General features: G+C 53.3%; 13 protein-coding genes. 7 read left to right on the forward strand and 6 right to left on the reverse strand.

What is annotated here, in order from left to right; translation table 11 throughout:
* The first annotated feature begins 21 nt into the window (after positions 1-21).
* Together A3193_RS20610 and A3193_RS18135 are read left to right on the forward strand one after the other, a co-directional pair.
* Positions 22-168, forward strand: coding sequence for a hypothetical protein (locus tag A3193_RS20610; protein ID WP_155523020.1), 147 nt, complete (start codon positions 22-24; stop codon positions 166-168).
* Positions 169-254: 86 nt separating this feature from the next.
* Positions 255-1,454 (forward strand): protoporphyrinogen/coproporphyrinogen oxidase, encoded by a 1,200-nt coding sequence (locus A3193_RS18135; RefSeq protein WP_069002746.1) that lies wholly within the window; start codon positions 255-257, stop codon positions 1,452-1,454.
* An 8-nt stretch (positions 1,455-1,462) separates the two neighbouring features.
* On the opposite strand, the gene A3193_RS18140 is transcribed toward A3193_RS18135, so the two are convergent.
* Positions 1,463-2,161 (reverse strand): DUF4126 domain-containing protein, encoded by a 699-nt coding sequence (locus tag A3193_RS18140; protein ID WP_069002747.1) that lies wholly within the window; start codon positions 2,159-2,161, stop codon positions 1,463-1,465.
* Positions 2,162-2,474: 313 nt separating this feature from the next.
* Here A3193_RS18140 and argC point away from each other — a divergent pair, with 313 nt between their 5' ends.
* The 4 genes from argC (at position 2,475) to erpA (ending at position 5,176) form a co-directional block, all read left to right on the forward strand.
* On the forward strand, positions 2,475-3,506 hold the full coding sequence (gene argC / locus A3193_RS18145; protein ID WP_069015443.1) for an N-acetyl-gamma-glutamyl-phosphate reductase: 1,032 nt from the start codon (positions 2,475-2,477) through the stop codon (positions 3,504-3,506).
* A 3-nt stretch (positions 3,507-3,509) separates the two neighbouring features.
* Positions 3,510-4,232, forward strand: coding sequence for a DUF6776 family protein (locus A3193_RS18150; RefSeq protein ID WP_083218096.1), 723 nt, complete (start codon positions 3,510-3,512; stop codon positions 4,230-4,232).
* Positions 4,233-4,253: 21 nt separating this feature from the next.
* Entirely contained in the window at positions 4,254-4,709 is a 456-nt protein-coding gene (locus A3193_RS18155) for a bactofilin family protein (RefSeq protein ID WP_069002749.1), read from the forward strand.
* A 116-nt stretch (positions 4,710-4,825) separates the two neighbouring features.
* Positions 4,826-5,176: an iron-sulfur cluster insertion protein ErpA gene (erpA, locus tag A3193_RS18160; RefSeq protein WP_068987460.1), complete on the forward strand. Its 351-nt coding sequence runs from the start codon at positions 4,826-4,828 to the stop codon at positions 5,174-5,176.
* Between the two features lie 51 nt (positions 5,177-5,227).
* On the opposite strand, the gene A3193_RS18165 is transcribed toward erpA, so the two are convergent.
* From A3193_RS18165 to A3193_RS18185, 5 genes are all read right to left on the reverse strand, one after another.
* Positions 5,228-5,899, reverse strand: coding sequence for a YiaD family glycine zipper/OmpA-like lipoprotein (locus A3193_RS18165; protein WP_069002750.1), 672 nt, complete (start codon positions 5,897-5,899; stop codon positions 5,228-5,230).
* 128 nt (positions 5,900-6,027) lie between these two features.
* Positions 6,028-6,780 (reverse strand): succinate dehydrogenase iron-sulfur subunit, encoded by a 753-nt coding sequence (sdhB, locus tag A3193_RS18170; protein ID WP_069002751.1) that lies wholly within the window; start codon positions 6,778-6,780, stop codon positions 6,028-6,030.
* A 10-nt stretch (positions 6,781-6,790) separates the two neighbouring features.
* Positions 6,791-8,680 carry a succinate dehydrogenase (quinone) flavoprotein subunit gene (sdhA, locus tag A3193_RS18175; RefSeq protein WP_069015444.1) on the reverse strand — a complete coding sequence of 630 codons (1,890 nt, stop codon included), beginning with the start codon at positions 8,678-8,680 and terminating at the stop codon, positions 6,791-6,793.
* Complete coding sequence (locus tag A3193_RS18180) at positions 8,677-9,309, reverse strand: succinate dehydrogenase/fumarate reductase transmembrane subunit (protein ID WP_069015445.1); 633 nt, start codon at positions 9,307-9,309, stop codon at positions 8,677-8,679. Before A3193_RS18180 ends, sdhA begins: the two co-directional genes overlap by 4 nt.
* 407 nt (positions 9,310-9,716) lie before the next feature.
* The gene (locus tag A3193_RS18185; protein WP_235615036.1) at positions 9,717-11,183 is read right to left on the reverse strand and encodes a peptidoglycan DD-metalloendopeptidase family protein; all 1,467 of its coding nucleotides are present in this window, start codon (positions 11,181-11,183) and stop codon (positions 9,717-9,719) included.
* A 185-nt stretch (positions 11,184-11,368) separates the two neighbouring features.
* On the opposite strand from A3193_RS18185, the gene tyrS reads away from it, so the two are divergent.
* Positions 11,369-12,568, forward strand: coding sequence for a tyrosine--tRNA ligase (gene tyrS, locus A3193_RS18190; RefSeq protein WP_069002755.1), 1,200 nt, complete (start codon positions 11,369-11,371; stop codon positions 12,566-12,568).
* The last annotated feature ends 659 nt before the right edge of the window (positions 12,569-13,227 follow it).

Raw genomic sequence — 13,227 nt, forward strand, 5'->3', positions numbered from 1 at the left:
TTTTTGCCTGATATTCCAGTTATGATTAATCGTGTAACCCAGTTGCCCATGATCGGGGCTGCGGATCGTCTCTCGATCCTGTCAGGGCTTGCAGTGAGCGGTGTTGCCTTCTCAAAGGCCGCAACGTCGGACAAGGGCATACTTGAAGCCCATATCGATCTGAATTAAAGACAGGCCCTGTATGGCTGAAAGTAAACATTTGATCGCCGGGTTACTGAGGTGCCGGGTGGCATAACCGAGGTAAGTGTGGAGTCATGAAACCTGGAGCAGTCGATCTGTTGATCATCGGGGCCGGTATTGGTGGTTTGGGTCTGGCACAGATGGCCAGAAGATATGGCTTGAAATCCTTGGTTCTGGAAGCCGGCAGCCATATCGGCGGGGCGATAAACTCACACTATTTTCAAACCGAGGATGGTGATTACTGGGCAGAGCTGGGTGGACACACCTGCTACAACAGCTATGGCAATCTGCTTCAGCTGTTGGAAGAGGCGGGCCAGTTGGACAGTCTGGTACCCAAGCTCAAATTGCCCTACCGCATGCTGGTGGGGGATCGTCTCCATTCGATTCCCTCTCAGCTCAATCTCTTTGAGCTGCTCGGGGTTCTGCCCCGTCTGTGGGTAAGTCATAAGGCCGGTAAATCCGTAAAGGACTATTTCGGAGGTATCATCGGCAGTCGCAACTATCGCCAGGTGCTTGGCCCGGCGCTGGATGCTGTGGTCTGTCAACCGTCCAGTGATTTTCCGGCGGAATCCCTGTTTCGTAAAAAACCGAGACGCAAAGAGGTGATCCGCAGCTATACGGGGGCCAGTGGCCTACAGTCCTTCATCGATGCCGTATCATCGGGACTCGAAATTCGTACCCAATCCCCTGTAACCCGGATCGAAAGAATGAGTGATCGCTATCTGGTTGAGGTGGAGGGCGGTGAGCCGGTACAGGCTGATCGATTGGCATTGGCTGTCGCACCGGATATCGCCTCCGGTTTATTGGCCGCACTGATGCCTGAGCTCGCCTGCCATCTGGCCGAGATCGAGATGGCTGAGATCGACAGTCAGGCCGTACTGATCAAATCCGACTCGTTTGAGCTCGAACCGCTGGCCGGGATCATCGCCCAACAGGATGATTTCTACTCAGTGGTTTCCAGGGATCCGGTGCCGGATGACAACTATCGTGCCTTTACATTTCATTTCAAACCCGATGCTCTGGATGAAGTGGGACGCCTTGGCTGCATTGCCCGGGTGCTGGGGATCGAACCGGCTGACATCATCGAGAGTGCCAGCTACCGTAATCGCCTGCCTTCGCTTCGCTTGGGCCACTACGAGCGAATCAGTTTGATCGATCAGCAGCTGAAAGGGCATACCCTGGCTTTGACCGGCAACTGGTTTAGTGGCGTGTCGATTGAAGACACTCTGATCCGCTCGAACGACGAGTGTCAGAGACTCTGTAAAAACTATTGAGGCTGAGCCTACTTATGGCTACCGTTATCGGCGCTGCTGGCCGCATGGAACAGGGATTTCAGGGTTTCTGAGCGGCCTTCGGTCATATTCGTCTGAGTGCTTTTCTCTGTCCCATTGAAGAAAGCGCTGATCCGTTGGTAGAGGCTCTTCAAGGCGCGCCACAACTTGGGCATCAGCCAGATCAACAGGGCGACGAAAACGATGAACATCGCCAGGAATGCCAGCGGATAGTTGAGTGCCGCCCAGAGTGCACCGATCACAGCCAGGTCTTCTGCAATCGAAGCGGTCCAGTTGGTGACCGGTTCAGGTGAGGTATTGATCAGCAGTCTTGAGCCGGACTTGGTGAAGTGACTGCCTGCGGCAACGGTTCCACCTACCAGGGCGGCGGCCAGTTCTGCGCTCTGGCTGACATCGATACCACTGGCAGCGCCGGCTGCCAGCAGGGCGCCGGCAGGGATGCGGATGAAGGTATGGATGGCATCCCAGCCACTGTCCACACCAGGAGTCTTGTCGGCAAAAAACTCGATGAAATACATCATCCCCGCCACACCCAGAACCAGCGGGTCACTGAGAGCTTCCAGTCCGGGAGGCAGCACAACATGCCCAGTCAGGCTGAGGTAGCCCAGGACAAGGATGGCTGCATACAGATTGATGCCGGCTGCCCAGCTGGCACCAAGCACGAGTGCCAGGGTGTCGATGGTTTCCATAACTCGATAATCTCGGTCGTTGCGTACTAGGGGCCTGTTAACACGAATCCAATCGGCCAATTGGATTCGTGTTAACAGGCCCTAGATATAATGTGATACCTAATGGTGTGATTTTCCACACCCGGGTGGCGTTTTGTACATCGTTTTCACCCCAAGTTCACAAATGTTTAGGATTTTGCCCCGCTTTACTTTTTCTTTGTTTACTCAGAGCTTATGATTGCGCTTCTGGTAATCAACTATCCTGTTGAGTCAGGATGCGGATATTCAACTGATTGTGTTTTTAGCCGGATGATTTCGGTTTCTAGGTAAGAGTATGATTAAAGTAGGAATAATTGGCGGAACAGGCTATACCGGCGTGGAGCTTCTCAGGCTGCTGAGCGCCCATCCACAGGCGCAACTGAAAGTTATTACCTCCCGCTCGGAAGCGGGACGTGCGGTCGCTGATCTGTTCCCCAATCTGCGTGGTCATACCGAACTGGCCTATGTGGAACCGGATCCGGCCTATTTCGACGAGTGCGATCTGGTGTTTTTCGCGACCCCGAACGGGGTGGCTATGAAACAGGTACCTGAGCTGTTGCAGCGGGGAATCCGGATTATCGATCTGGCCGCGGATTTTCGAATCAAGGATCAGCCGACATGGGAGCACTGGTACGGAATGTCCCATGCCTGCCCGGAGCAGCTGGAATCGGCGGTCTATGGCCTGCCTGAGTTACATCGGGAGGCGATCAGATCCGCCTCGCTGGTAGCCAATCCCGGATGCTACCCGACCGCTGTGCTATTGGGCTTTCTGCCACTCATTGAGAATGGCTTGGTGGATATCGATCATCTGATTGCTGATGCCAAATCAGGCGTGAGCGGTGCCGGCCGTACAGCCAATGTGGGGACCCTGATGGGTGAGGTGGGGGAGAGCTTCAAAGCCTATGCCATTCCCGGTCATCGGCATCAACCCGAGATCAGTCAGACGCTGAAGCAACTGGCCGACAAGCCCGTTCAGTTCACCTTTGTGCCCCATTTGGTGCCGATGATCCGGGGTATCGAAGCCACCCTGTATGCCCGCCTCAAAGTGACGGAGACCGATCTGCAGGCGCTCTACGAGAGCCGTTATGCCGACGAGCCGTTCGTGGATGTGCTGCAGGCTGGATCTCATCCGGAGACCCGCAGTGTACGTGGTTCGAATCACTGTCGAATCGCCATCCATCGTCCGCTGGATGGGGAGGTGGTGGTGGTCAGCTCGGTGATTGACAATCTGGTCAAGGGAGCCGCCGGACAAGCTGTTCAGAATATGAACCTGATGTTCGGTTTGGCGGAAAACTGTGGATTGGAACAGGTAGCCCTGCTGCCCTAAACAATGAGTATCGATAAGAAATATCGTGTCCCAAAGATCGTTGCAGCCCACCAGCGAACGCCGGTTTGGCTGCGGGTCGGTCTGCTGTTGCTGGTTCTTGGTGGTGTGGCCGGCCTGGCCTACCAGCAGGGTGGCAACGGCATAGCGGAAGGGTTGGCCCGCCTGCAGTCCGGTGGCAAGGACAGGGTGACCGATCTTGAGATGGAGCGAAACGAGTTGAAGCGGGAACTGGAGATGGTCAGGCAGGCGGCCGAGGTGGACCGGGAAGCCCTGCTGGCGATCAAGGATCAGATCAAAACCATGCAGAGCGAACGACTCAAGATGGAAGAGGAGCTGGCATTTCTCCGGGGTATCGTCTCCACCTCCTCTAAAAAACAGGTATTACGGATCCAGAATTTTAAGTTACAGCAAGGCCTTGAAGCGCAACAGTACGTCTATAAATATACCGTTAGCCAGGTGATCAACAGCGGCTCTGTGGTGAAGGGAAAGATCGAAATGACCATCACCGGATTGAAAGGGGAGAAGACGGTCAATCTGCAATTGAAACAACTCTCCGAGGAAAAACTCGAGAGCCACAAAATGCGCTTTCGCTATTTTCAGAATGTTGAAGGAAAGCTGCGCATCCCAACCGATTTCCAACCGGCCAAAGTCAAGATTGAAGTCAAGCCTACAGGTTCTAAACTGGCACCTGTGGACGCGGCTTTCGAATGGTCGCCGGTCTCCTGAAGTTTAGATTAGGAAAAAACCATGTTTGGTAACAGTAAGAAAAAATTCCGTTCTCCCAGAATCACCACGGTGATCGGATCGGGCACTGAGATTGAAGGGGATATCACCTTCAAGAACGGATTACATGTGGATGGCGTCATCAAGGGTAACGTCTTCTCGGATCCGGATGATAACGCAGCCACCCTGACGCTCAGTGAGCAGGGTACCATCGACGGTAATGTCAAAGTCGGTAATGTGATGCTGAACGGTACTGTGGTTGGCGATGTGGTTGCGGCGAATCGGGTTGAATTGGCACCCAAAGCCCGTATTACAGGGACCCTGACCTACGCCATGCTGGAGATGGCGATGGGGGCTGAGGTGAATGGCAAACTGATCCATGCCACCGAGCAGGATCCCCTGCAGCTCGCTTATGATGGGAAAAAGGAGAGTGGTGAAGAGCCGGTTGAGACGGTACCATCCGAGCCCGCAAAGCAATAACCCCAGGATTGGCAGTTGAGTAATACTTGACTGTTTTCCTCGGTAATTGCATACTACAAGACAATCAAACGACCCCTGGCCTCCTATAGATAGGCTGAATTGAGCAGGATTTAACTATGAGCGGCTTAGAAACAACCAGCGATTCCATCCTTTTTACTGAAGCAGCGGCCAACAAAGTGGCCTCCCTGATTGAGGAAGAGGGTAATCCGGAACTGATGTTGCGTGTCTACATTCAGGGTGGTGGCTGTTCCGGCTTTCAGTACGGCTTCACCTTTGACGAGAACGAAACCGAGGGTGATACCAAAGTGGTTACCAGTGGTGTCACACTGCTGGTGGATCCGATGAGCATGCAGTATCTGATGGGTGCGGAGGTTGATTACACCGAAGGCCTGCAGGGTGCACAGTTTGTGATTCGAAATCCAAATGCAACCACCACCTGTGGTTGTGGATCTTCCTTTTCTGTCTGATCTCACAAAAGACACCCACAGAGGCACAGGAGTGCCACTGTGGGATATTTTCTAACTTTCCACATAGGGCAACAGGGTCAACTCCACCCTGCGGTTCTGCTGTCGCCCGGCTGCACTGCCGTTGCTGGCGATGGGCTGACTCTCTCCGTAACCCACGGTATCGATCCGTACCCCGGCAACCCCGTTGCGGTTGAGAATCTCCGATACGGATTGGGCGCGCTGTTGTGAGAGTCTTTGGTTGTAGGATTCGGATCCTGTGCTGTCGGTATGGCCTGCCACCTCGATCATGGTGGATTTGTACTCGTTGAGTACCAGGGCCACCGAATCGAGAATCTCCACGAAATCCGCTTTCACATCGGTTTTATCCACCTCGAAGGTGATGTTGCCTGGGAGATTGAGGATGATATTGTCCCCTTCCCGGGTGACACTGACGCCGGTGTTTTCCAGCCGTTGTCTCAGTTTGGCTTCCTGGACATCCATGTAGTAGCCGACACCACCACCGGCTATGGCGCCGATACCGGCCCCTTTCAGTGCCCGCTCCTTGCGTTTCTTCTTGTCCTTGGATGTGGCGATGCCGATCACCGCACCGGCAACCGCGCCGATCACCGCACCGGTCGTGGCCTTTGAGGTTTTCTCCTCTTTGGAATAGGGATCAACGGTGGTACAGGCCTGAAGGATAATGAGTGCAGCCAGCAAGCAGCTGATCACGATTTTATTGGTCATTGAGTCTACCTCGGATATCTAAGCAGGATTCTTGTTTGAATGCTTGGAATAGTAACGGGCATCAAGAGTTCATCATAAACCTGCTTGAAGCAGCATACTGTGACACATTGTGACATGGAGGCTACCCATTAACCCGATCCGAAGAGGTCTTTCAGCAGCTGCCTGGTGGTCTGCCTGCCGAGCTCACCGATGGCTGTGGTCAGCGGGATCTCTTTAGGACAGACCTGCACACAATTCTGCGTATTGCCGCAGTCACTCAACCCCCCCTCTCCCATGATCGCATGGAGTCGCTGCTTGCGCTGGTATTGTCCGGTGGGGTGGTTGTTCATCAATCTGACCGCTGCCAGGGCAGCCGCACCAACGAAGGGGAGATCCTTACCGTATTGGGGGCAGGCCTCCAGGCAGCTGCCACAACTCATGCAGCGGCTATAGAGATAGTTCTCCTGCCACGCTTCTGGAGAGATGCGTGGCGCTCCCTGGTGAATATCCCAGGCGCCATCGATCTCGATCCAGGCACGAACCCGTTTCAGATCGGCGAACAGGCGACTCCGGTCCACCATCAGATCGCGGATCACCGGAAACTTGCTCAGAGGCTCCAGTGTGATCGGTTGTTGCAGAGTGTTCACCAGGGTTGAGCAGGCCGGCATGGGTCGGTGGTTGATCAGCATGGTGCAGGCGCCGCACACCTCTTCCATGCAGTTGAACTCCCAGGCGACCGGATCGACCTTCAGGCCATCGGCCGTGACCGGGTTTTGCCGAATCATCATCAGTGCGGATACCACATTCAGTCCCTCTCGAAAGGGCACCAGGAAGGTCTGCCAATAGGATGGGCTGTAGGGGGTATCCTGTCGGCGAATGCGGAATTGAATCTTCTCTGACATGATTGAATCCTCAGCGATAATCGCGCGGCTCTTCAGGCGCCAGAACACTCAGGTCCACAGCCTGGTAGTCAACCTGCGGACCCCAATCGGTCTGTTTGGCGATGGTGGTTTTAAGCCAGTTTTGATTCTGTGCTTTCCATTGGTTGCGATAGGCTTCGAAGGCCGGATCCCCCGCTGAGGCATTTTCCGGCAGCTTCAATTCGAATTCAGGTTTGTAGTGAGCCCCGCGGCACTCGTCTCTGTTTAACGCACTCACCGCAATCACCTCGCCAAGTCGTATCATCTCCTGCAGCTGGCGGGCATAAGTCAGACCCTGGTTGCTCCAGCTGTTGTGCTCCTGCAGATTGATATTGCGACTGCGTTGCTGGAGTGTGCGCAGTGATTCAATGGCATTGTTAAGCGTTTTATTATCCCTGACCACACCGACCTGGCTGGACATCAGCTCCCCCAGTTCACGGTGAAGCTGGTAGGGATTCTCCTCCCCCTGATCGTTGATCAGCTGGCGGTTGAGTTCCTGTTGATGATTGATCTCCTTGCTGTAGATGGGATCTTCCGGGCTGGGGTGTCCCTGTTGCAGCCCTTGCAGATAGTTGGCTACCGATTCACCGGCGACCCGACCGCTGTAGGAGGCAGACAGCAGCGAGTTGGCGCCCAGTCGATTGGCGCCGTGATAGCCGTAATCACACTCACCGCAGGCATACAGGCCGGGGATATTGGTGGCATGGTTTCGTGGGCTGCCATGCTTGATGCCGCCGGTCGTATCGTCTCGTTCAAAATCGACCCAGAGTCCACCCATCGCATAGTGAGCCGACGGGTAGATCTCCATCGGTTCATGAATTGGATCGGTGCCATGAAATTTACGGTAGATATCGAGGATCGCATGCAGCCGCTGTTCAATGAATCCTGGGTTGAGATGGGTCAGATCCAGGTAGACCTTGGCTTCACCACCCACCCCAAGGCCTAGCTTATGCACGACTTCCCAAATGGCGCGGGAGGCCAGGTCACGGGGGACGGTATTGCCATAACTCGGGTACCACTCCTCAAGAAAATAGAATCGATCCTGCTCTGGGATCTGACCGGGTCGACGTCGGTCATCGACGTCTCTGGGTACCCATATCCTGCCCCCTTCGCCTCGTGCCGCCTCGCTCATCAAGCGCGTTTTATCGTCACCCAGCATAGCGGTGGGGTGAAATTGGAAAAACTCCGTATTGGCGAACCAGGCACCCTGTTGGTAGACCCGGCAGGCGGCGGCTCCGGTGGAATTGGTTGAGTTGGTTGAGCGGTGTCCATACACCTGCCCCATACCGCCAGTGGCAAGAATTACGGCATCGCTGGGAAAGGCCTTGATCTCCATGGTGCGCAGGTTCATGGCGATGATACCCTGGCAGGCTCCCTGTTGATTCAAGCCCAGTGAGAGAAATTCCCACCATTCGAGCTTCTGCAGTCGTCCCAGGGACTCCTGTCGACGTACCTCCTGGTCGACACCATACAGCAGTTGCTGGCCTGTGCTGGCCCCGGCGAACAGGGTACGACGGTGTTTTACGCCACCGAACAGACGTAGGTCCAACAGACCCTCGGCGGTCCTGGAGAAGGTAACCCCCATCCGTTCAAAGGTCTGTATCAATCCAGGAGCGTCTTCACACATCGATTTTACCGGCGGCTGGTTGGCCAGGTAGGCGCCACCTTTGAGTGTATCGACGATATGTTGCCAGATAGTGTCCCGCTCCCCCTTGCTGTCGAAGCAGGCGTTGATGCCCCCCTGAGCGCAGACCGAATGGGAACGTTTGACTTCGAAGAGTGAGAAGATCTCGACTTGAAAACCGGCCTCGGCAACCCTTAGAGCAGCCCATAAGCCGCCCAGTCCCCCACCAACCACAATCACCTTTCTTGGTCTGCTCATGGTAGAAATCCCAACATGCCATGCACCCCCATGGCGGAAAGCAGGAGGGCGAGAAATCCACAAACCCCCAGCCAGATGGATTGTGCCCGGGGTGAGGTGGTCACACCCCAACTGATTGCCATGCTCCAGAGACCGTTGGTCAAGTGAAAAACTGAAAGCAGCAAGCCGGCCAAATAGAGTGTAAAAACAGAGGGTTGGATGAGTAAACCTTGCATATGAGCAAATAGATCAGCCTTAATGGCAGGTTCCCAGATCGCCCAGATACGTGTCCATCCCACATGCAACAGCAGAAACAGCAGAATGGCGATGCCGGAGAAGCGCTGCAGGGTATAGCGAATGTTACCTTGCCATGGGTAGACGGAAAGATTGCCTTTACCGCTATAGAGAATCACCAGGCCGTACAGCCCATGAAACAGCAGTGGCAAAGCGATCAGGAATATCTCCAGCAGGGTGAGATAGTTGAGCTGTTGAAGCCAGCCTACGACCTGATCATTGTAGTGCGCCTGACCGAATCTGGATTGGGAGTTTTCCCAAAGATGAAAGATCAGGAAGCCACCTACCGGGAGCAGGCCCAGTAATGAGTGTAAACGGCGGAACACAAAATGAGTATCGTGGATAGAGGCTTTCATCAATCAGCTCACCCGGGATCTCGTACTATAACAATATTATTTTATAATGATTATCTGCCGCACTGACCCAGGGCAGTGAAAATTCAGTTTTCTAAAGAGAACCTGAAAAAAGCGGATGGTTAAGAAGGAAATTCCTGCTGGTGCTGGATAGTTTTACTGAGCAAACCGAATTTTGATCCGGTGGGTTCTCATGCGGCAGAGTTCTGCTCAGAACTGTATCGTTAACAACATTCAGCATTGGAAGGGTCAGGCGAAAGGGCTAGCGAGCTTATTCTGGCTAGAGCCCGATCACCCTACGGATGGCAAAACGATCCTGCCTGTTGCTGTGTAATGGGGTTGATGGACCCAAGCTTTGGAGCGAAGAGCTTATGCTTGTCGGCCTTGTCACGCTGCGATCGATGATCGGTTTATTGGGCGTCGGCAACCAGGGTGCGACTGATCAGATCCAGCTTTGAAATGAGTGGCTGTATCTTGATCATGAAATCATCCCGATACTTCTTTGCAATCGGCTTGGCTGCGGGCAGCTTGACGGTCAGGGGGTTGCGGTGGACACCGTTGACGCGGAACTCATAGTGCAGATGAGGGCCGGTAGCCAGGCCGGTTTTACCCACATAGCCGATTACCTGCCCCTGTTTGACCCGTGTGCCTTTCCGGGATTTCTTGTTATACCGGGAGAGATGTGCGTAGAGGGTTGTGTAGGTCTGGCCATGCTGAATGATCACCGTCTTGCCGTAGCCGCCTTTTTTGCCTCGGAAGATAACCTTACCATCTCCTGAGGCTCTGATCGGGGTGCCGGTTTTGGCGGCGTAATCCACGCCACGGTGTGGACGTTTTTTACCCAGTACCGGATGGTAGCGTTCACGGGTGAATCTGGATGAGATGCGCCTGAAATCCACCGGTGCTCTGAGGAAGGCTTTCCGCATGCTTCGACCTTCCGGTGTGTAGTAGTCTGCACGGCCTGTATCATCTACATAGCGGAGGGCTTGATAGGTTTTTCCCTGATTGATGAACTCTGCGGCGAGGATCGGGCCGTCCCTCAATTTCTCCCCGTCCAGATAGTCCTCTTCAAAGATCACAGTGAAACGATCACCGGAGCGTATCTCCAGGGCAAAATCGATATCCCAGCCAAAAATATCGGCCAGTTGCATGATCAACTGATCGGAGAGCCCGGACTTTTTGGCTGAAACATAGAGCGAGTTTTCGATTACACCACTCAAATGGGTGTTTCTCGTATCCACCGCTCTGCTTTTTTCCGTGGCCGTGAAGCCTTCAGCGGTGGCCAGGATCTCAAGGCTGTCGACCTTGCTGTGCTCCAGGCGCAGGCTGAGCAGATTGTCATCCGAGTCAAACGCCATATGCAGCGTCTCCCCCGGACGGATGTCGGTCAGCTGCTTGGCTGTTTTGCTGGAATTCACAATCTGATGGAGCAGCGAAGGACTCAATTTGTTTTTCTTGAAGATCGAGGCCATCGAGTCGCCGCTGCGAATTTTGTAAACGGTTTTTCGACTCTCTTCTGCGACTGTCGGTTGTGGCGCTGACGTAGTAGCCGGTATAACCTCAGGTGCAATTTCAGCTTTGGCGGTTTCAACGGGTTCTGCAGCAAATGCCTGACTGAGAAACCCTTTTGAATTCTGTTTGATTGGAGTTGGATTTTCACCGCTCTGTTGAGACTGACCGGGAAGGGAGAGGGGTAATATCAGCTTTCTCTGCTGTTCCGGTTGTGACTCGGCGTCCGGGTCTGGACTGTTGGCTGGTTGGGACTCTTCCGTTGGGTTGGAAATCAGGAACAGAAAGCCGGCTGCAAGGATCAGCAGAAAAATGACAGAGAGCAGCAGGCGTTTGATAAGCTGGCCTCTGGCTGGTCTTCTGTCCAATGTGTACGATTTAAAATCTTGCATAGTGCCTATAGCAGTCAAGTATGGCGGCCCAATTCCACGTAGATGGAACCCAGTTATGAATCTTAGGATAGAAGTTAAGAATCACAACACCCAATGGTTAATTTTATCAGATGCTTCTAGTAGAGTGTGCAACCATTGTCTTAATTTTTGAGATTTGATAAATGATCGATGTCACAGGATCCCTAAATTTAATTAAACGCGGTACGGAAGAGGTTTTACCAGAAGAGCTGCTGATAAAGAAGCTCAAAAGGGGTGAGCCTCTGAAAATCAAGGCGGGTTTTGATCCTACAGCCCCCGATTTGCATCTAGGACACACCGTTTTGATCAATAAACTCAGGCAATTCCAGGAGTTAGGTCATGAGGTGATTTTTCTGATCGGTGATTTCACCGGCATGATCGGTGATCCTACGGGGAAGAGCGCCACCCGTCCTCCGCTGACGCGGGAAGAGGTGCTGGAAAATGCCAAGACCTATGAGCATCAGATCTTCAAGATCCTCGATCCAACCAAGACAACAGTGCTGTTCAACTCCAGCTGGATGGGTGAGATGTCGGCCGTTGACCTGATTCAGCTGGCAGCGAAGCACACTGTCGCCAGGATGTTGGAGCGGGATGACTTCAATAAGCGCTACACCAGCGGTCAGCCCATCGCCATTCATGAATTCCTCTATCCGTTGGTGCAAGGCTACGATTCTGTGGCCCTGAAAGCCGATGTGGAGCTCGGCGGGACCGATCAGAAGTTCAATCTGTTGGTCGGAAGGCAGTTGCAGGAGGCCCATCAGCAGGAGCCGCAGGTAGTGATTACCCTGCCGATTCTCGAAGGGCTGGACGGCGTGCAGAAGATGTCCAAATCACTCAACAACTATATCGGTATCACCGATCAGCCGGAGGAGATGTTCGGTAAAGTGATGTCGATCTCCGATGATCTGATGTGGCGCTACTATGAGTTGCTCAGCTTCAGGCCGATGGATGAGATCGAAGCCTGGAAGGCGGAGGTCGACGGTGGAGCCAATCCCAGGGATATCAAAGTGCACCTGGCTGAAGAGTTGGTGGAGCGTTTCCACTCGAAAGAGATGGCGGAGAAGGCCCATCAGGCTTTTATTGCCAGATTTCAGAAAGGTCAGATACCGGACGAAATGCCTGAGTGTGAACTGAAATCGGAATCCGGTAGCTACCCGATTGCCAATCTGCTGAAAGATGGTGGTCTGGTGAAGAGTACCTCTGAGGCGATGCGAATGATAAAGCAGGGGGCTGTGCGTATCGATGGTGACCGCGTGGAGCATGCATCCCTGACGATCGAGGCGGGCACCACCGGGGTATTTCAGGTGGGTAAGCGGCGCTTCGCCAGAATCACTGTGAGCTAGGGCCTATTGGATTCGTGTTAACAGGCCCTAGTTGGCTACCCGATTGATGGCCCGGCTGCTGAATAGACTCTTGAAGGAGTGCCGGGCTAATCCCCTATCCATATAAATAGAGTAATCGGGACAATATTGTATTCCCTGGTAAATTATTCTTGACCTGCCAAAATTGGCCCTTATAATGCGCCACTCCTTAGCTTGATGGCAGCTGAAAAACGGCTGATTCAGGGGCTGGGGAGAGGCAAAAATAGGTCGTTAAAATTCCTTTCGAATTTTAGTTGACGATTGGAAAGATCGACGTATAATGCGCCTCCTCTATCGGCTTTGCCGGCGACGGTAATACGATAGAAAGAGCGATGTAATAAATAGTTCAAATAGTTGTTGACAATGACTTTTCGGACTGTAGAATACGCGCTCTCGAACAGGCCGGACATGACCGACCAGCTTGAAAAAAGTTGAGATTCTTCTTGACACAAGCAACCGGCACTGTAGAATAGGCGGTCTTTCTCAAACGAAAATTTTGAGAAGCTCTTTAACAATTAGGTTAGGTAATTTGTGTGGGTGCTCCGTTGATTTTGGGTAACCAAAGATCGACGAAGAGCATTCAAAAAGATAGTAATTCTATCCGATGAATCTCGAGTCAAAAAGATTGGCTGCCATAAGCA

Source organism: Candidatus Thiodiazotropha endoloripes (genome assembly GCF_001708965.1).
Lineage (GTDB): Bacteria > Pseudomonadota > Gammaproteobacteria > Chromatiales > Chromatiaceae > Thiodiazotropha > Thiodiazotropha endoloripes.

What these genes read in the sequence shown, in the direction of transcription:
- A3193_RS20610 (WP_155523020.1), top strand. Translation starts at nt 22, where the DNA reads ATGATTAATCGTGTAACCCAGTTGCCCATGATCGGGGCTGCGGATCGT.
- A3193_RS18135 (WP_069002746.1), top strand. Translation starts at nt 255, where the DNA reads ATGAAACCTGGAGCAGTCGATCTGTTGATCATCGGGGCCGGTATTGGT.
- A3193_RS18140 (WP_069002747.1), bottom strand. Translation starts at nt 2,161, where the DNA reads ATGGAAACCATCGACACCCTGGCACTCGTGCTTGGTGCCAGCTGGGCA.
- argC (WP_069015443.1), top strand. Translation starts at nt 2,475, where the DNA reads ATGATTAAAGTAGGAATAATTGGCGGAACAGGCTATACCGGCGTGGAG.
- A3193_RS18150 (WP_083218096.1), top strand. Translation starts at nt 3,510, where the DNA reads ATGAGTATCGATAAGAAATATCGTGTCCCAAAGATCGTTGCAGCCCAC.
- A3193_RS18155 (WP_069002749.1), top strand. Translation starts at nt 4,254, where the DNA reads ATGTTTGGTAACAGTAAGAAAAAATTCCGTTCTCCCAGAATCACCACG.
- erpA (WP_068987460.1), top strand. Translation starts at nt 4,826, where the DNA reads ATGAGCGGCTTAGAAACAACCAGCGATTCCATCCTTTTTACTGAAGCA.
- A3193_RS18165 (WP_069002750.1), bottom strand. Translation starts at nt 5,899, where the DNA reads ATGACCAATAAAATCGTGATCAGCTGCTTGCTGGCTGCACTCATTATC.
- sdhB (WP_069002751.1), bottom strand. Translation starts at nt 6,780, where the DNA reads ATGTCAGAGAAGATTCAATTCCGCATTCGCCGACAGGATACCCCCTAC.
- sdhA (WP_069015444.1), bottom strand. Translation starts at nt 8,680, where the DNA reads ATGAGCAGACCAAGAAAGGTGATTGTGGTTGGTGGGGGACTGGGCGGC.
- A3193_RS18180 (WP_069015445.1), bottom strand. Translation starts at nt 9,309, where the DNA reads ATGAAAGCCTCTATCCACGATACTCATTTTGTGTTCCGCCGTTTACAC.
- tyrS (WP_069002755.1), top strand. Translation starts at nt 11,369, where the DNA reads ATGATCGATGTCACAGGATCCCTAAATTTAATTAAACGCGGTACGGAA.